Origin of the sequence: Acinetobacter sp. CIP 51.11 (genome assembly GCF_000369665.1) — a bacterium.
GTDB classification, from domain to species: domain Bacteria; phylum Pseudomonadota; class Gammaproteobacteria; order Pseudomonadales; family Moraxellaceae; genus Acinetobacter; species Acinetobacter lwoffii_S.
The window spans coordinates 409,502-427,894 of sequence record NZ_KB850128.1 but is presented as its reverse complement, the minus strand read 5'-3'; the positions used below and the strand labels follow the sequence as shown (position 1 = coordinate 427,894).

Annotated in this window: 18 protein-coding genes and 4 tRNA genes; 2 read left to right on the top strand and 20 right to left on the bottom strand. The window is 44.7% G+C overall.

From position 1 onward, the window contains the following. Nucleotides 1-71 precede the first annotated feature (71 nt). The 18 genes from F894_RS02325 to F894_RS02240 form a co-directional block, all read right to left on the bottom strand. Nucleotides 72-146 (bottom strand) — tRNA-Thr (locus tag F894_RS02325). 17 nt (nt 147-163) lie between these two features. Further along, nucleotides 164-239: transfer RNA gene (locus F894_RS02320), tRNA-Gly, on the bottom strand. A 38-nt stretch (nt 240-277) separates the two neighbouring features. Continuing rightward, a tRNA-Tyr gene (locus F894_RS02315) sits at nt 278-361 on the bottom strand. A 56-nt stretch (nt 362-417) separates the two neighbouring features. After that, nucleotides 418-493: transfer RNA gene (locus tag F894_RS02310), tRNA-Thr, on the bottom strand. A 98-nt stretch (nt 494-591) separates the two neighbouring features. Then, entirely contained in the window at nt 592-2,085 is a 1,494-nt protein-coding gene (trpE, locus tag F894_RS02305; protein WP_005102822.1) for an anthranilate synthase component I, read from the bottom strand. Nucleotides 2,086-2,193: 108 nt separating this feature from the next. Further along, complete coding sequence (gph, locus tag F894_RS02300) at nt 2,194-2,862, bottom strand: phosphoglycolate phosphatase (RefSeq protein WP_004278622.1); 669 nt, start codon at nt 2,860-2,862, stop codon at nt 2,194-2,196. Between the two features lie 78 nt (nt 2,863-2,940). After that, on the bottom strand, nt 2,941-3,600 hold the full coding sequence (locus F894_RS02295) for an FHA domain-containing protein (protein WP_005245823.1): 660 nt from the start codon (nt 3,598-3,600) through the stop codon (nt 2,941-2,943). Between the two features lie 62 nt (nt 3,601-3,662). After that, nucleotides 3,663-5,924 carry a type II secretion system secretin GspD gene (gspD, locus tag F894_RS02290; RefSeq protein ID WP_005245821.1) on the bottom strand — a complete coding sequence of 754 codons (2,262 nt, stop codon included), beginning with the start codon at nt 5,922-5,924 and terminating at the stop codon, nt 3,663-3,665. A 38-nt stretch (nt 5,925-5,962) separates the two neighbouring features. Further along, nucleotides 5,963-6,817: a type II secretion system protein N gene (locus tag F894_RS02285; protein WP_005245820.1), complete on the bottom strand. Its 855-nt coding sequence runs from the start codon at nt 6,815-6,817 to the stop codon at nt 5,963-5,965. Next, nucleotides 6,817-7,560 carry a type II secretion system protein N gene (gene gspN / locus F894_RS02280; protein ID WP_005245819.1) on the bottom strand — a complete coding sequence of 248 codons (744 nt, stop codon included), beginning with the start codon at nt 7,558-7,560 and terminating at the stop codon, nt 6,817-6,819. The genes F894_RS02285 and gspN overlap by 1 nt, the downstream gene beginning before the upstream one ends. Nucleotides 7,561-7,741: 181 nt before the next feature. Further along, entirely contained in the window at nt 7,742-8,068 is a 327-nt protein-coding gene (locus F894_RS02275; RefSeq protein WP_034437983.1) for an H-NS histone family protein, read from the bottom strand. 141 nt (nt 8,069-8,209) lie between these two features. Then, nucleotides 8,210-8,638, bottom strand: a complete 429-nt coding sequence (locus F894_RS02270) for an acyl-CoA thioesterase (RefSeq protein WP_005245817.1) — start codon at nt 8,636-8,638, stop codon at nt 8,210-8,212. Between the two features lie 8 nt (nt 8,639-8,646). Further along, nucleotides 8,647-9,840, bottom strand: coding sequence for a hypothetical protein (locus F894_RS02265; protein WP_005245816.1), 1,194 nt, complete (start codon nt 9,838-9,840; stop codon nt 8,647-8,649). Nucleotides 9,841-9,846: 6 nt separating this feature from the next. Beyond that, entirely contained in the window at nt 9,847-10,686 is an 840-nt protein-coding gene (locus F894_RS02260; protein ID WP_005245815.1) for a hypothetical protein, read from the bottom strand. Further along, nucleotides 10,683-11,462: a uroporphyrinogen-III synthase gene (locus tag F894_RS02255; protein ID WP_005245814.1), complete on the bottom strand. Its 780-nt coding sequence runs from the start codon at nt 11,460-11,462 to the stop codon at nt 10,683-10,685. The genes F894_RS02260 and F894_RS02255 overlap by 4 nt, the downstream gene beginning before the upstream one ends. Continuing rightward, nucleotides 11,462-12,385, bottom strand: a complete 924-nt coding sequence (gene hemC, locus F894_RS02250) for a hydroxymethylbilane synthase (RefSeq protein WP_005245812.1) — start codon at nt 12,383-12,385, stop codon at nt 11,462-11,464. The genes F894_RS02255 and hemC overlap by 1 nt, the downstream gene beginning before the upstream one ends. Nucleotides 12,386-12,493: 108 nt before the next feature. Beyond that, nucleotides 12,494-13,234, bottom strand: a complete 741-nt coding sequence (locus F894_RS02245; protein WP_005245811.1) for a LytR/AlgR family response regulator transcription factor — start codon at nt 13,232-13,234, stop codon at nt 12,494-12,496. 69 nt (nt 13,235-13,303) lie between these two features. Next, entirely contained in the window at nt 13,304-14,458 is a 1,155-nt protein-coding gene (locus F894_RS02240) for a sensor histidine kinase (RefSeq protein ID WP_005245810.1), read from the bottom strand. On the opposite strand from F894_RS02240, the gene argH reads away from it, so the two are divergent. Together argH and F894_RS02230 are read left to right on the top strand one after the other, a co-directional pair. Continuing rightward, a complete protein-coding gene (argH, locus tag F894_RS02235) occupies nt 14,449-15,879 on the top strand; it encodes an argininosuccinate lyase (RefSeq protein WP_171065011.1) in 1,431 nt (476 codons plus the stop codon). The genes F894_RS02240 and argH overlap by 10 nt on opposite strands. A 15-nt stretch (nt 15,880-15,894) precedes the next feature. After that, the gene (locus tag F894_RS02230; protein ID WP_004278636.1) at nt 15,895-16,164 is read left to right on the top strand and encodes an oxidative damage protection protein; all 270 of its coding nucleotides are present in this window, start codon (nt 15,895-15,897) and stop codon (nt 16,162-16,164) included. A 662-nt stretch (nt 16,165-16,826) separates the two neighbouring features. On the opposite strand, the gene pgsA is transcribed toward F894_RS02230, so the two are convergent. Both pgsA and F894_RS02215 read right to left on the bottom strand, forming a co-directional pair. After that, nucleotides 16,827-17,414 carry a CDP-diacylglycerol--glycerol-3-phosphate 3-phosphatidyltransferase gene (gene pgsA, locus F894_RS02220; RefSeq protein ID WP_016806864.1) on the bottom strand — a complete coding sequence of 196 codons (588 nt, stop codon included), beginning with the start codon at nt 17,412-17,414 and terminating at the stop codon, nt 16,827-16,829. A gap of 107 nt (nt 17,415-17,521) precedes the next feature. Further along, nucleotides 17,522-18,316 carry a thioesterase family protein gene (locus F894_RS02215; protein WP_005245808.1) on the bottom strand — a complete coding sequence of 265 codons (795 nt, stop codon included), beginning with the start codon at nt 18,314-18,316 and terminating at the stop codon, nt 17,522-17,524. Between the last annotated feature and the right edge of the window lie 77 nt (nt 18,317-18,393).

Genomic DNA, 18,393 nt, shown 5'->3' with positions numbered 1-18,393 from the left:
AAATACTTGAAAAGCAGACTAAATAGCCTGCTTTTGGAATTTCTTTGCAACAGAGTTGCTAAACTGTAATCTGGAGCTCTTATCGAGATTTGAACTCGAGACCTCTCCCTTACCAAGGGAGTGCTCTACCACTGAGCTATAAGAGCAAATATTAGTACTTCAATGGAGCGGGAGACGAGGGTCGAACTCGCGACATGTAGCTTGGAAGGCTACCGCTCTACCAACTGAGCTACTCCCGCACGATGTTGGTACAAACCACTTATTGAAGTCTTAAAATTGGTGGTGAGGGAAGGATTCGAACCTTCGAAACTTTCGTAGCGGAGTTACAGTCCGCCCCCTTTGACCGCTCGGGAACCTCACCATTTTTTACACTTACATCAGTGCTGTTCTTTACTTCACACTACCAAACTTCTAAGATGGTGCCGGCACACGGATTCGAACTGTGGACCTACTGATTACAAGTCAGTTGCTCTACCAACTGAGCTATGCCGGCGTTTCTTAGTGTTTCGTATGTTTCGTATCGGAACGGTGTGCAGTTTAGCAAAACTCAGAATCCTTGCAAGTGTTTTTTTCAAAAAAAACCTCAAAAACTCATAAAATCAAACCATTTGATGATAATTCAACCGCTTTGATCACTGCGCGAGCTTTTATTTGGGTTTCATTCCACTCAGATTCAGGATTTGAGTCGGCAACTAGCCCTGCTCCGGCCTGCACATAGACCTTATTTTCGCGAATGACACAGGTACGAATCGCAATCGACATGTCCATTTCGCCATGCCAGCCTAAATAACCAACAGCACCACCAAAAATTCCACGTTTTACCGGCTCAACTTCGTCAATAATTTCCATGGCACGGATTTTTGGCGCACCTGAAAGTGTACCAGCAGGGAAAGTTGCTTTAAAAACATCCAGAGCATCGACATCATCACGCACTTCACCCTGCACATTGGAGACAATATGCATCACATGCGAATAACGTTCGATCACCATTTGATCAGTCACCTGCACTTTGCCAATTTTTGCGATACGCCCTACATCATTACGTCCCAAGTCAATCAGCATGACATGTTCGGCAATTTCTTTTTCATCGGATAATAGGTCTTGCTCAAGCGCCAGATCTTCTTCTTTGGTTTTACCACGTGGACGGGTCCCCGCTAATGGACGAACTGTGGCAATTCCATTTTCCAGACGGGACAGAATTTCCGGTGAAGAACCGACAATATGGAATGGCGTGTTGTTTTCCAAGGTCTGCCCTTGCACCAGGAACAAATACGGTGATGGATTGAGATGACGCAGCGCACGATACACTTGTAGCGGATCACCATCGAAATCAGAGACCATCCGGTGCCCCGGCACCACCTGCATTACATCACCGGCACGAATATACTCTTTGACCTTTTCGACCGAAGCAATGAAGTTGTCATGTCCGGTGAGGGACTCAAAATGTGGCGGCGTATGTTTTTCAGCTTTAAGGCTGATGGGCGTGGCCAGAATATTTTCCAATTCATTTAATTGTTCATGTGCTTTTTCATAAGAACCCGGGGCAGTGGCATCCGCATGTACAATTAAGAACAAGGTATCTTTCAGGTTATCAAAGACAATCACTGTTTTAGAGAGCATCATCCAGATATCTGGCAAGCCGACCGGATCCGCTTCCGGCACATTTTTTAATTTCGGTTCGATATAACGCACCGCGTCATAACCAAAGTAACCGACTAATCCACCAGTAAAACTCGGTAGGTCCGGTAATTCTGCCTGGGTTGGCACCTTAAATTGCGCCTGAAAGTCGCGAATATATTGAAATGGGTCCGCACAGTGCTGCTTTTCAATCGAATCATCTGCGTGCTGTACCGTCAACTCGCCTGCATTGCAGGAAAATACCGTGGATTCACCTAGTCCAATAATCGAATAGCGTGCCCAGTTCTCACCACCTTCTACAGACTCGAATAAATAAGCCTGCTGATGCTGTTTAAGCCGAGCAAAAATAGAAAGTGGTGTATCGGTATCTGCCAGACGCTGACGATAAACAGGAATGAGGTTATAGCCTTGCGCAGCAAGTTGCTGGAATTGTGCTTGAGTGGTCATGCGGTTTTTCTCTTTAAATTAGGGTTACTCAGTATGTAAATAGAATTGAACTGAGCGACGCCATCGAAAAACCTTACAACTATTCATTTTCTTTCCTTAGTACGCGTATTAGGCAAGTAATTCTCTAAGATCATCCACAATCTGCTGTGGCTGACAATCTGCAATATTTTCACCATGATTATAGCCATAGCTGACTACAACACAATCAATCCCGGCGCGGCGCGCAGCTTCGACATCATTGGAAGAATCTCCAATAAGCAAAACCTGTTCTTTACTTACGCCATAATGTTCAACACAGTGCAGCAACTGGCGTGGGTGCGGTTTACGTTCAGTAAAACGGTCACCACCAATGGTATCGGCAAAATAATGAGCCATATCCAAGGTATCTAAGATACTGCGGGCAGGAAGTTCAGGTTTATTGGTCACACAAATCAGGGTTTTACCTTGAGCTTTGGCCCAGTCCAGAAATTTCAGGATTCCCGGAAAAGGAACGGTATCAACACAGGGATCGACATTATAAATATCCAGAAAAGTGTTTAAGAGCTCTTGATGCTGTACCGGTGTGACTTCACCGACCAGATGCTGGAGTACACTTTCACAGAATATCGACGTACCCTTGCCTACCCAGGTCCGTACCTGTTCTTCGGTCACCAGAGGCAATTGCAGCACATTCAGGCTCATATTCATGGCGCGATACAGATCATGTGCTGAATCCACCAAGGTACCATCCAGATCGAATAAGATCAGTTCGCGCTTTTCTAATTGTGCAATAGACATCCCGACCCTCTTTTATAATATTCGCAGCCACAAAAAAGGCATGCGCGGTGCATGCCTTGATTGTAACCAATCATCGGCTTATTTGAACAATAACCAAGCCATAATTGCTAAAATAATCAGCACAATCACTGAAATCAAACCAACAGATACATTTTTCTGGGTTTCTTTTTTCTGTTCTACACGTGATACAGGCTGCTCAACCGGAATTGCGGTAGGCTCTGGTTTCACCGCACTAATGTCTACGCCTTCCGGAATAGGCGCCGGTTTTGGAATACCAACATTGGTTGGCATGCCATCACGGGTTAATTGCACCGAAGCATCACGATGTTTCAGTTCCGGCATCCCCTGATCATTCATTTGCTGTGCAGGTGTAGGCTCAGCGACTTCGACCTGTTCCACGACTTTTTCTGCGGTTGCTTCAATTTCTGCTGGAACCTCTACTGCAGCCGCAGGCGCCAGTACTGAAAATTTCAAACTGGCAAACTGAACAATGTCATTCTGCTTTAATAAGGTTTCCTGCGCAATTTGCACATCATTGACGAAAGTGCCATTCGATGAACCCAAATCCTGCACCCAGAGCGCATCATCCTTCAGTAAAAATGCCGCATGCTTACGGGAGATTTCCGCAGCCTGCAAAACAATATCTGCCGCCTGATGACGCCCCACCAGCATGTCACGGTCAATGCTAATTTCCTGTCCTGTTAAGTCGCCTGTAATCGCGTGTATTTTCCAAGTCATGAAAGTTACTTCTCTGTTCTCTTTGACATTATCATAACATGCTGTCTGCAAATGCGAATGGCTTAGCTTTTGGGTCTAAGTGTGGTTGTTGTAACGGTATTTTTACTTTTTTCCACCTGCTGAACAGGTTGTGCCACTTGTCGCTGAATCACTGGTTCTATCGCTACCGGCGTAACGACTACATTGGCTGGTTGCGCCTGAACGGGTGCGGTCGGCACAGTTTGATAAGTCGAGTTTTGTAATGGCGTTCTGGATACTGGAATTCGCTGCTGATATACATCTTCAACACTTTCTGGCAGCTTGGCAAAGTTCCCATCTGAATCGAGTGCGAGTTGCAGACTATATAACTGACTATAACGTTGCTGGGTCAGTTTACGCACTGCATTTTTATCCCCCACAATGGTTGGATGGATAAAGATCAATAAGTTACGTTTTTGATTGGACTTACCTTCTGAACGGAATAAACGTCCCAAGCCTGGAATCGCACCCAAACCTGGCACCGCTTGGCGTCCATAACTGGTGTTATCCGAAATCAGACCGCCAAGCACAATAGTTTGTCCATGTTCGGCCAGAATTGAGGTTTTGATCGCTCGCTTGCTGGTAACCAGATCCTGCGCCTGCCCTTTACTGGCTTTGACATCAGAAACTTCCTGTTCCACTTCCAGGCGTACCGTACCATCTTCGCCAATATGTGGAACCACCTTTAAAGTGACCCCGACATCCTTACGTTCAATGGTGGTATAGGGATTAGCAACTCCAGCAGCGCCTGTAGATACTGAGCCTGTCACAAAGGGTACGTTTTCACCCACTACAATATAGGCTTCTTCGTTATCCATGGTCACGATCGACGGCGTAGACAACAGGTTGGATTTAGTGGTTTCTTTAAGTGCCTGAATCATCGCGCCATACAGACGTCGGGAACCATCACTGCCTTCACGATAATCACCGAGTACCAGTGAACTGCCCGCGCCTACGGCACTTGCAGCACCTGCACCACCACCGGTGAGATAACCAGCCGCAATATTTTTCAGACTAGTCCCAAAATTATCGAAGTTCACCAGCCCAATCCCACTGCTGATATCACCCAAGGCCCATTGCACACCGAGTTGATCCGCATCGGTTCCTTCCACTTCAATAATCGCGGCTTCGATCAGCACCTGTTGACGGCGGATATCCAGCTGGTCAATCGCTGATTCAATTTCCCGCATCAGTTGCGGATCCGCTTTCACCACCAGAGAATTTTGTGTGGTATCGGCAATAATACTGACGCCATTGCCATTAAAGCTGGTAATTCCGCCCTGCTCATTATTCATGCCGGTATTCAGCTGAATGCCTGAAGAGGTGTTACTACTCGAACCGGTAGTCGTATTGTTGTTATTTAAATTACTGCCAGAACTGAGCGAAGACGAGTTTGAGGATGTGCTGCCTGAATTTGAATTACTGTTCACCGCCTGCCCGCTCACCAGCCCCTGCAAGATTTCCGCAAGATTTTTAGCGCTGGCATATTTCAGACGAAAAACTTTTAATCCACCCAGACGATCCGCAGCCGGTACATCCAAGGTTTCGATCACTTGACGCACCCGTTTGCGCGTCGTGGGATCCCCTTTGATGATAATCCGGTTGGTACGGGTATCAGCAATCACCCGCACCCGTGAACCGCGGACATCTTTGGCTCCACCTGTTGCAGTCATAGACTCGATCAGTCCAATCATTTCCTCTGCCTGACTGGATTGTAAGCTGACCGCTTCAATGTCATTCTGACCGGTGCCGTCCAAATTACGAATGATGGTTTCCAGCTGGTAAATATTGCTGGCACGATCCGACACAATTAAGGCATTCGTCCCCGGTACTGCCGCCAGATGTGCAAACTGCGGCATCAAGGGGCGCAATGCAGGAATCAGGTCATTGGGATTGGTATTTTCCAGCCATAACACCCGGGTCACAATCTGGTCACCACTGGCACGACTTCTGGCATCATAGGGAATGCCTGAGCTTTTGACATTGCTGTCTGGAACCAGCTTGATGGTATTACCTGATGGAATCGCCACCACGCCATTCACATTCAACACGCCTAAAAACAGGTCATAGACTTCATTTTTATTCAGGGCTTTATTGGAGATGACCGTCACGTTGCCACGTACCCGCGGATCGACTGCAAAGTTTTTGCCGGTAATATCGGCCACTTCATTAATAAATGCAGTTAAGTCAGCATCTCGAAGGTTGATTTTCCAGGTTTGTGCATAACTTGCCGTACTGACCATAGCCATTAACGGTGCGGCCACACAAAATGCCCATGCTGATCGATTATTATTAAATAAAGCCATAAACTTTCGTGTTTCCTAACCCTATGCGTGATGACACATCACTTCAAATCTTGTTGTATGGTCATCACCTGATCACCACGTTTTATTTCGAGTTTGACCTGACCTTCACGTCGGGCCTGTTCCAGTAATTGTGCTTCGGTCTGTCCCTGGCTCAGCGTCTGGCCATTTAAAGACAAAATCCGGTCGCCTGGTCTTAAACCTAGACGATTACGCAGTGCAGCCGGAGTCCGTGAAGTCACTTCATAACTTCCATCTGCTGCACTCACCCCCATATTCTGTAAATACTGGTCCTTGTTTTCCTGCATCTGCTGGATGGCCCGACCAATTTCATTCTGTGGCGAAGGCTGCTCAGGCATACCACTGTTAGAAGGCATAGCAGGCATTGAACTTGAAGATACGGATGTTTTCGGCACAATCGGCTGATTCAAGCCATTTTCCAGACCTTTGAATAAGACTTCCTGAGTAGCACCTGTGGATCGACGTAAAATAACCCGATCCCAATACACTTCAGCCAACTCAAAACCGCTATTGGCCAGCATTTCCCCGACACGGTAACGATCGACCTGATCATTAATTTTCAGTACCGCAGAAGAGTTATAACTTGGACTGGCAACCACCACCCCTTGTAAAATGATATTGGCCGTTTCAACCACACCCGCAGACTGCCCAACTTCCTGAAACAGTGAAAATGCACTGATATTCGGAATTTGTGCCTGTTGCGAGCCCAGTTCAACCCGATCCAGCTGCATGGCTTGTGGTGGAGCTATCAGCAACCAGAACAAAGCCGCCAGCTTCCAGCATAGATACAGGATGAGCAGTAACAAAACCACAGGTGCAGCACGATTGATCTGTTTCAGTTCAATATTTTTTAAATCATTCAGAGAAACTGCCATCAGTTCAAGCCTCCCATTAAGGGTTGGCGGGTACTGATCACATAGGTATCTAATCCGGCTTTACCTTCATAAGAAGGTGCATTCATTAAAAAGCGCTGGGTGAGCTGGATATCCAGCATCAGACTCGGATCAAGCTTGATATTCAGCATGCGTTGATCGCGACTATCCCGAACATCAACTAACAGCTGTCCGCTTTCATCTGCGAGTTTTCCAGTCATGGCAGGTACATTCATGCGTTCCTGACGCTGAGCAAAGGTATAAATCAGCTCACCACCCGCCCATTGCATTTGCCCAGCCACCTGACTGAAACCCTGATCTTTTTTATATTTAAAATCCAGATCTTTAAACTGAATCGCAGTACTCGGCCATTGCCAGTCTGCAACTTTTTTTAAGGTTTCAGGCGCGACCTGCCCTTCAAGATTTTTGACCATCAAAGATTTATTCAAACCATAAGCCATGATCCCGGAAAGCTGGGTATTGCCGCTATGCAAATCAACATTTGCCCCAACCCGCAGCAACAGCAAATCCAGCGGCCGTACTTTCCAATTCAGACTGCCCCGAAGATTGCCTTTTTTCCAGTCCGCACTTCCCTGCCAGATATTTCCGTTTACATTATGCAAAGTCTGGTTATTTTTATAAAATTTTGAAATTAACCAGGCCGCTGGCACTTGTAATACGACAAAAATAAAAAATGCAACAAGAGCAAGGATCAACCATCTTAAAGTTTTCGGTTTACTGCTCATCCCCACCACGACCAATCGCTCAAGTCCAAATCCCCATTTATAATTTTCCCTTATACCCACACATTATGCACACTTTTCTGCCAACGCCAATTCATAGATATAAAAAAACCAAGCAGGTATGCTTGGTTTAATCATCTTAGACTGCCTGTATGACAGCCTAATGACCAGATCAAATTGAGGCTTAGATCAGGAAATCGTCCAGCTTTGCGCCTTTTTCCAATTCTGCCACTAACCAGCGCGGTTGTTTACCACGGCCAGTCCAGGTATCTTCCGGATTGCTTTTGCTACGGTAACGCGGCTCAACCGACTTACGTGATGATTTCTTACGTTTAGACGCACCAAATTCAAGTAACTGTTCAACCGTCATACCCACTTTTTCGGCAATTGCCAGAATTTGCTGATAAGCGTCTTCAATCTCTTGATCTTTTTTTGAAGCAATCAGTGATTCTGCTTCTGCTTGTAAACGTTTTAACTCTTCTACTGATAAATGCGTAATATCTGGCATAATGCTCTCCGAAAAATAATATTATTCGTTTTGTTAAATAATAGCCCCATCATATTTATATTAAATAAAACATTCAATATAAAACCTTAAAGCAATAACAATAAATTTTAAAAAAAATTACAAAATAAAATGCTTCATTCATTTTTAAATTTCATGTTGAACACTTAATTCAAGCGCTTTAATCTTTTCACGAATATGCTCCGGAATTTCTGTTTTCTGCATGGTCTTTTTATCGACACAGACAATCACTGCTTCTGAAGTAGCCACAATACTTTGTTGTTTTTCACTCCATAATACATATTGCATTCTGACTGCACTATTACGGATTTCTTCAATACGTGCTGCCACTTTTAAATGATCAGGAAAAACCACAGGTTTTAAATAACGGCACTGATTTGAAGACACTACCGTAAATACCGGTTCATTATGTATATCTAATATCCCTAGATAAGCCAGACGCGCACTTTCGATATAACGGTAATACATGGCATTATTGACATGTCCAAAGGCATCCATATCACCCCATGCGACTGTTTGTTCATAAATAACTGGATATTGTTTTAATTCTGACATTATTATTCTCAAGTCTTAATTTCTATAAAGTTTACATTCGATTCAAATACTGCATTTAACTGCTGTAGCAAGTCCTCCCGATCTTGTAAGGCAGCTTTAATTCTTAAATAACTCATACGAATATCATCCGGATACAAGTCAAGTAGTTGCTGGGCTTGATCTGTATAGCCTGTGGCTTGCAACACATGCCATTTTGCAAAGCTTAAAATCGGCAATGCTGGATATTTGGCTTCCCAGTGCGAAATCTGTTGTGCAATCGCCTCATAATCTGGATTTTGCCGCAATAACTGTTGCTGGAACCACAAATAAAAGACATCCTGATTAAATTGCTGTTCCATTAAATGAATCGCGAGCACTTCATGCTCGGCACTCATTTCTGGCATTCTAAATAACAATTTCAACCATAATAACTTGACTGAATAGTCACGATCAAATATCTGAGGTTTTAAATCTAAATAACGTTGCTGTAAATAAAATAAATCGTCCTGTGTGGCTTGATCATAGGCCAATAATAATTGTTCCAGCCATGTTTTTTTTACTTCTTGGTCCAAATGCCCATATTGGGTCGAACGTAAATATAACCAGGGAAACTGCATGGCAAATACTCCCCATAATGCAACAAGGCGCTGCTCATAGGCTGTTTTAACCTGCATTAACCAAGGTGATAATTCATGCTGATTTAAAAACTCCAAATGGGTAAGTGCTTGTTCACCTTGCTGTTGTGATAAATAAATTTCAATCCGTTGCAATTCTGCCAATTCAAATGCCATCGGACTAGACTGATTTAAAGCAGTTAATGCATGGGTATATTGCTGTTGTCCCCAAGATAAACGTGCATCAATAATATGCTTGAGTAAACCCGACTTGGTGAAAGACTGCTGAATAAAATCCCGCTGATCCTGAGCAGCGTTTAATAACCAGATGACTGCCAATTGTTCATAAGGGTGCAAGCGGGAAAAACTAAAGACTGTTTCAGTTTTACGCTGTTCACGGCTGCGATACTGCTTGATCGCATACCAGATGCAATGCATCAAAAAACTTACACTGACCAAGGATGCGGCCAAAAACCAGAGGGTGGTTTGTAACTGCCACTCGCGCCAATACAGATAGACATAGCCAGCCCCATGTCCATAACTCAGGATACTCAGCACCGCAATGCCAAGTAAGCAGACAAATAAATAGGCCAGCAGAATCTGTTTCATAAGCAATTAGCCCACTAGGGTGCGTGTGTTTAATAATGGAATCGGAGTAATCGGGGTGGCCTTGATTTGATTCAATTGCTGAATCCATTTTTGGCTCTGTGCATCCGGCAATTGCTCCAAGACTTCAATCACGGCATTCAGTGCTTGCTGAAAAGCGACGGATTGGTCTTTTTGCAAGGTATTTTGTGCGATGAGCAAGCGCAACTGGGCCTCTTTCAGTACCAGATGCCGTTGCATCAAGACTGTGCTTGGCTGATCTGCGGATTCAATCTGAACCCAGCGCTGCCAGAAAGAGCGTTGAGTTTCTGGACGCTGACGATGTGGTGTCTGAATTTCTTTTTCAATTTCAGCATCCATCTGCACCAAGAGTTCTTTTACTTTATTTTGCTGCACTAATCGACTATTCACGAATTTTTTCAGCATGTCCTGATCTTTCGCAATCACTTGCTGCAAACTGCTGACCAAGGCAGGCGCTAAAATATAATCATCCAGCTCATTAGATAACTGAGTTAATTTCTCAATCGCAGTGGCGTATTGTTGCTGTTGCAGTGCAAATTCGATCAGATCCAGATGTTGCTGCACCAAGACAATATCATTTTGCGTTGCATCAGTTGTCGCTTCATTTACTGACGCTTTCGCTGAAGTAGCTCCAGCACTTTCCTGCTGAGCAGAAATCTGGCGTTTTAAAGCCACAAACTGATCATTGAGATTGGCATTTTGCTGCTGTAACTGATTAATGCTTTGATTAAATTCAGTCTGTGCTGTATTCAGAACATGAAGGTCGTAGCTGAGCTTGACCAGCCATGACAAACTTAAGATGAACAATACAATGAATAGTTTCTTCATGCGTTCCCTAATATCAGCCCCATTTTCTGCAAGATCGTATTTGCGTCTAAATCATCGATTTTTACGAATTGAAAACTTGCCTGATGCTGCTGTTGATATTCCCCAAGAATATTGGCCAAACGTGGCCCCAAAACCAAATAACAGGCTTGCTGTATAAACTCCGCATTCCTCTGCAAGAGTATCAGCCAGTTTAACCAACTTGCCTCACTGGTGATTAGTACTGCAAAACGCTGCTGTGTCTTAAGCAGCGCCAAATTCTCTGCCAAAATCGTTGCCGTCGTTTTAGGACATTGCCGCCGGTACAAAATAAAGTTTAAAACTTTAATATTGCTGGCACGTAAATGATCCATCATAAATTGACGACCACCTTCTCCGCGCCAGAAAGCCACACCTGAACCAGAAGCCAGTTGCTTCAACACAGGCAATTGCAGCATGCCTTCCGAAGTTTCGACCTCAGGCACATGACTATGAATGCCATAGCTCGCCAGTGCCTGTTCAGTGGCTTTTCCCACTGACACCCAATGCACCTGCGCCAAGGCCGAGAGCGCGACTCCAGCCTGTTGCAAATATTGCATACCAATCTGGGCAGCCGTCGGGCTAACCACCACAATAATCTGTGCCTGCTCCAGCTGCTGATACAAAATCGACAGCTCATCGGAATAAGGCATGGCATGCAGTTCGAGCAAGGGCAATTCCAGAACAGACACCTGTGCTGCCTGTAACTGTTGAGTCAAGCCTGCAGCACGATCACTGGGGCGAGTATTAATCAATAACATCAGTGTGAATAGAGTGCTTTCAGCAACTCGCCAGCACCTTGATCAAACAGGTCTTTTGCCAGCTCTACACCCAATTGCTCCGCAGCTGCCATTTTGCCAGTATGCTGTGCCCGGAGCAAAACTGTTCCATCGACACTGCCCACACGACCTTCGATTGAAATCACACCCTCTTTGAGCGTGGCATAACCAGCAATCGGCACCTGACATCCGCCTTCTAGATAGGCATTAAAGGCACGTTCGGCACGTACACACGCATCTGTATCCGCATGCAGGAGTGGCTGAATCAAGTCCAGCACCGTCTGATCATGAGTACGGCATTCCAGTCCCAATGCCCCTTGACCCACGGCCGGCAGACTGACTTCAGGCGTCAGAGTATGACGAATACGTTCTGCCAGACCCAAGCGTTTTAAACCGGCACTGGCCAGAATAATCGCATCATACTGGCCTGCATCCAGTTTAGATAAACGTGTGCCGACATTACCGCGTAAATCGATAATGTCCAGATCTGGACGCTGTTTTAAAATCTGGGTTTTACGGCGCAAGCTTGAGGTTCCGACTTTGGCGCCTTGTGGCAATTCTTCAAAACTAGTGTAGGTATTCGACACAAAGGCATCTAAGGGATCTTCACGTTCACAGATCACTGCCAGACTCAGACCTTCGGGCAAGGCCATCGGGACATCTTTCATGGAATGCACAGCCAGATCTGCACGACCATCCAGTAAAGCGGCTTCTAATTCTTTTACAAACAGTCCTTTTCCACCAATTTTAGCCAGTGGTGTATCTAGAATTTTATCGCCCTGTGTAACAAAAGTGACTAACTCGACCTGCAAACCAGCGTGCAAATCTTGTAGGCGCGCACGGATGTGTTCCGCTTGCCAAAGCGCAAGTGGACTTTGTCGAGTTGCAATTTTTAGGGTCTTCATAAATTTCAATAACAGTAAATGAGAACAATAGTCTAAACTTAACCTGCTCACTTGAAAATGCAAGTGAATTTATATAAGTTTCAACTCAATGCTCTCATTCATCCCCTGCTAAAGCTTTTGAATCCGATCTCGTAAAAACGGTAAATGTCGCCGACTAACCGCCAAACGATCGTCCAGCTCACGACAACGTACCTGATACTGACCAGAACTCACCACTTCCAGACTATCCAGATAATGCACCGAGATCAAGGCATTACGATGAATCCGGATAAACTGGTTCCCAAACTCCTGCTCTAACTCCTTTAAGGTTTCATCAATCAATACACTGCCGTTTTTATGACGCACAGTGACATATTTCTGATCCGCCAGAAAATAATAGATATTTTCAACTGGCACCAATTCGACACCACGATAGGTCTTTGCCGCAATCTGCTGGCGGCTGATATTGATTTCGTCCATATTTTCTTTTTGTTTTAGTTGGCTCATTTGAGCTTGGGTAAGTTTAGTTAAGTGCTCTAAAACCTGTGCCAATTCCTGTTGCATCACCGGTTTAAGTAAGTAGCCTTCGGCATTTGATTTAAATGCATCCAGCGCATGTTGGTCATAGGCCGTACAAAAGACAATGGCCGGCATTGGATCCAGTTGACGCAAATGTTGCGCACAAGCCAGTCCGTTCATTTCAGGCATTTGAATATCTAATAGGATGACATCGGGTTCGTATTGGTGAGCCAGATCAATCGCTTGACGGCCATGGCTTGCTGTCGCCACCACATCATGCCCCAGTTGAGAGACCAAACGTGATAAACGCTCGACGGCCAAAGGCTCATCATCACAAATCAGGATGTCCATTTCTCCTCCTTACCCAGTTAACATCATCAGATGAATGATAAAGCTAACTGCGATTTCTTTGATTTATTTTTATTTATATTGATATCGCACTACCGTCGTAAACATCCCTTCGCCGGCAAAGGTTTGAAAAGTCACACTGGGTCCATAATAAGCTTGCAGACGCTGTCTGACATTTTCTATTGCAATACCATGTCCCTTTTTTAAAGTTTTATTATCCTGTGCATAAGGGTTCGTTATGATGATATTAATTTGATTTTGCAATATTTCAACCAATATGCTTATGGTACTCTTTGTAAGAATTTTTTCAACTCCATGGAAAATACTATTTTCTAGCAAGGGTTGTAAAGTTAATAATGGAATTTGAACTTGTGAGTATAAGTCTTTGTTTTCTAACTTCCATTCGACCTGCAAACGCTCACCTAGACGGATCTGCTCAATCTCCAGATAGCGCTGGCACAGATCAATTTCCTCCTGCAGGCTGACCAGTTTTAATTCCTGAAAACTGGCACGAAATAACCGTGACAAATTCAGCAGCATGTGCTCGGCTTTATCCGGATTGATACTGATCAGGCTGATCACACTGTTCATGCTGTTAAACAAAAAATGCGGCTGAATCCGTGCCTGCATGGCCTGAATCCTAGCATTCAACTCACTATGCTGCTGCTGCTCCCATTGCTCACGCAAATAAAGATAGCGAAAACAGAAAGTTCCCAGCAAAATTCCCAGACTTAAATGGAGTCCGACCCGATCCAGCGCAATCGCCAGGTTTAAATCCTGAAAATTAAAATTCTGTCCAAAATATATCAAGATATTCAGGTTCACCGTAGTGAGCAGTACAATTGCCTGTAACAGCAGAAATCCAGAAATCAAAGCCAGTTTGATTCCCATACGTTGAAAGGCTTGATGGAACAGCTCGACCAGTGCTGCAAAACATAACAGTACCCAGTTGATATACAGGATATATTGCAGCAGGTGCATTCCATTCAAAGCCTGCCAGGATTGCGCTTCTGCAAGCGCCAGAATCATGGCCAGAATATTGCCGCCAGCAAACAGTTCCAGCAAATAGCGTAGATTGCCGATCTGGCTAAAAAAATAGGAATTTTGCGTCTGTTCGTTTATCGATGTAAAAGATTGAGCAGATGTGACTTCGGCAATGGGCTTTGAATTTGTTATACTCTTTTTCGTTCTACTGCTTTTAATCTGATTGAGCCGACATGACCACATCTTCTAATTCCTCTAATCCATCACACGCCCAGACTTCGGGTATGTGGGGCGGTCGTTTCTCTGAAGCGACTGATGCTTTTGTTGCTGAATTTACAGCATCTGTTCAATTTGACCAACGTTTTTATAAACAAGATATTGCAGGCTCGATTGCCCATGCAACCATGCTGGCAAAAGTGGGCGTACTGACCACGCAAGAACGCGATGACATTATTGAAGGTCTGACAGCGATTCAAGCCGATATTGAAGCAGGCAACTTTGAATGGCGCATTGATTTAGAAGATGTCCACATGAACATTGAGTCACGCCTGACTCAACGTATCGGCATTACTGGCAAGAAACTGCATACCGGTCGTAGCCGTAATGACCAGGTGGCGACAGATATCCGTCTTTATGTACGCGATGAAATCGATAGCATCCTGGAATTACTGAAAAAATTACAAAAAGGTATTTTAAGCTTAGCGGCTAAAAACACCGACACCATCATGCCAGGCTTCACCCACTTGCAAACCGCTCAGCCAGTGACTTTTGGTCATCATCTAATGGCTTGGTTTGAAATGCTGGTACGCGATTCAGAACGTCTGATTGATTGCCGTAAGCGTGTCAACCGTATGCCGCTTGGTTCTGCTGCACTTGCAGGTACTACTTATCCAATCGACCGTGCTTATACTGCTGAACTGCTAGGTTTTGAAGCTGTTGCTGAAAACTCGCTGGATGCAGTATCGGATCGTGACTTTGCGATTGAATTTAATGCCGCTGCATCTTTAATTATGATGCATTTATCACGTATGTCTGAAGAACTGATTCTATGGACATCTGCACAGTTCAAATTCGTGAATATTCCAGATCGCTTCTGTACTGGCTCTTCAATCATGCCGCAGAAGAAAAATCCGGATGTGCCTGAACTGGTACGTGGTAAAACCGGCCGTGTCTATGGCGATTTGATGAGCCTGCTGACTTTAATGAAAGGCCAGCCTCTAGCCTATAACAAAGACAATCAGGAAGATAAAGAGCCATTGTTCGATGCGATCGATACAGTTCGTGGTTCACTCATGGCATTTGCTGACATGATTCCTGCACTGGTTCCAAACATTGCTGAAATGCGCGAAGCAGCGCTGCGTGGTTTCTCAACTGCGACTGACCTAGCTGATTACCTGGTGAAAAACGGCGTTGCATTCCGTGATGCGCACGAGATTGTAGGTAAAGCGGTTGCACTCGGTGTACAAGAATCTAAAGACCTGTCTGAATTGACACTCGAAAAACTGCAACAGTTCTCTGACCTGATTCAAGCAGACGTATTTGAAAAAGCCCTAACTCTTGAAGCTTCGGTGAATGCCCGTAATCACATTGGTGGCACCGCGCCTGCTCAAGTGAAAGCAGCCATTGAGCGTGCACATGCGCGTTTGGAACAACTTTACGCATAATTTTGGAGTATGGATATGTCTCGACAAGTTTTTTGCCGTAAGTATCAGGCGGACATGGAAGGTTTAGACTTTGCTCCATTCCCGGGGCCGAAGGGTCAGGAATTGTTTGACACCGTGTCTAAACAGGCTTGGCAAGAATGGCTAAAACACCAGACTACGCTAATTAATGAAAAGCGTTTGAACGTGTTTGAAGCAGATGCGAAAAAGTTTCTTGAAGAACAGCGTGAAAAGTTCTTTAACAATGATGCATCCCTAGAAAAAGCCGAAGGGCTGAAGCCTGAGTAAAAAAGAAAGCACTGCTTTTCTTTTTTACGTAAGACAAGGACGAAGTCCGCGTAGACTTTAATCTAAAAGAATCTCCAACTTTGGAGATTCTTTTTTATGTGTTGTTCTAAACATTACTCAAGACCAGCTAAGCACGTAGTTTTGAATGTAAAGAGCTCCCCATACAGAAGCTTTTCACATTAAAGCCCTGCTTTTCTTTTGTTACACGAGACAAAGATGAAGTCCGCGTAGGCATAAATCTATCCCCTATCTCAGGGGATTTTTTGACTAAATCTAGCAAATCTTACTAACCAATATTTAGGGCACAAAAAACAGATTTTCACTTATCCTATTTCGTCTATCGAGTCAGTCACTATCCTGCTGAAAAACATTTAGATTTGTATCAAAATAATGGATTGTAAAAGCAATATACAGAGTATTCACAAAACACAACATTCTGCTACAAGAAGCCACATGATTAAAAAAAACTGTCTCTCTATAATGAGCCCTAAGAAGATGAGATATCTTTGAATAACTATAATAATAAGCAACAAATACCCCGATTTCATCCCAGTTCTTCCCCCAAAGACTGGGTATTTTTTTGCCTGCAATTTGCCGATTGGCTTGATAATTTAAGCGCATAAAAAAAGCCCCCTTTCAAGGAGCTTCTCTTTTCATTTCGATTAAGGCTGTTTCAGATATGGCCAAGCCGCTTTCAGATAAATGAACATCGACCATAAAGTGAGTACCACTGCGGTGTATAGCAAGGCATACGCCAGCATTTCTAGCGGTGGCCAGTTCAGCAGGAATACGGTGATAGCGATCATCTGAAAAGCGGTTTTGTATTTACCCACTGTTGAAACCGCAACATTGGTCCGCGCACCGAGTTCTGCCATCCATTCACGCAGGGCTGAAACGGTAATTTCACGCGAAATAATTACAATCGCAGCAAAAGCCATCGACATGGAAGGCTGCCATTGCACCAATACAATCAGTGCAGCTGCGACCATCAATTTATCTGCAACCGGATCGAGAAACCGCCCAAAAGCGGAAGTCTGGTTTAATGTACGTGCCAGATAGCCATCAAACCAGTCCGTTACCGCAGCCACCACAAAGATCGTGGTTAAAATGATATGCCGCGTCATATCGGGGTTATGAGCATCAAAGCCCATTGCAGGCGGCCAGTAAGCCACCAATAAAAATACCGGAATAAGAGCGATACGCGCCAAGGTCAAGATATTTGGAATATTCAGGATACGACCTGTAGTCATAGACACCGCCAATTGTTCCCCTCATGTACGATGAAAATGCACACTTTTTTAGAGGTTTGATCCATCATTAATAGGCTTCACTTTATACGAATTGACTTGCAGTGTCACTAGGCAAACACCGTCACTGTTTGTCTTGCCATCGCAATCAGGCGATTTTCGGCATCCCAGAGATAGGCATGCTCCGTCGCATAACCATCCGCAGCATAGTCGGTAAATACTTTATATTTAAACCAATCATGCAATTGATGTTGAACCGGATGCACATAGGTCACTGTCCAGGTCAGACTACTCGCAGGTGCCATGTTTTTAAACATCGGTAACACCCCGGGTGGCCAGATATCAAAGATGGCCATCAGGTCGGCGACCAAAAATTCACGGTTGTGATGCTTTTCAGGATGAAATCGGCACCAGCCACCAAAGTCCGGACGAGGACTGGCACTACAAGGCAGATTGATATCCGCCCAAGCCACTTCGAAATGGTCATAACAGTCTGGCATGCCATAGCCAGCAGGAATCTGAAACAGCTGCTCTGGCGCAGCATAGTCGGGTGCCTGAGCTTGTTGCTGAACCTGAATCTCTGAATCACGGGAAATACCAAAACTGGCAATCAGAATACTTTGCACCGCGTCGTCCTGCCATAAGCGCACTTCAATCGTGGTCACCGACTTGCCCTGCCGCAGGGTTTCGGCACTCAGTCGTACTTTGGCTTGCTGAATCGGGCCAACAAAGGTCACACTGCAACTGAGTAAATGCTTGGCCGGATCATTGATGTGAGTGACGGCTTTCTGCATCATCATCGCGGCAGCCAGACCGCCATACAGGGTACGGCCCTGTAACCATCCCTGTGGGAACTCTACCCATTCCTGTTCGGTAATTTGTGCATAAAGTGCATGCAAAGACATGTTGATCCCTCAGTAAGTCTTGATGCTCAGTATATTCGGCAAAATTCATCAGGTTGTGAATGTCCTGTGACCCATGC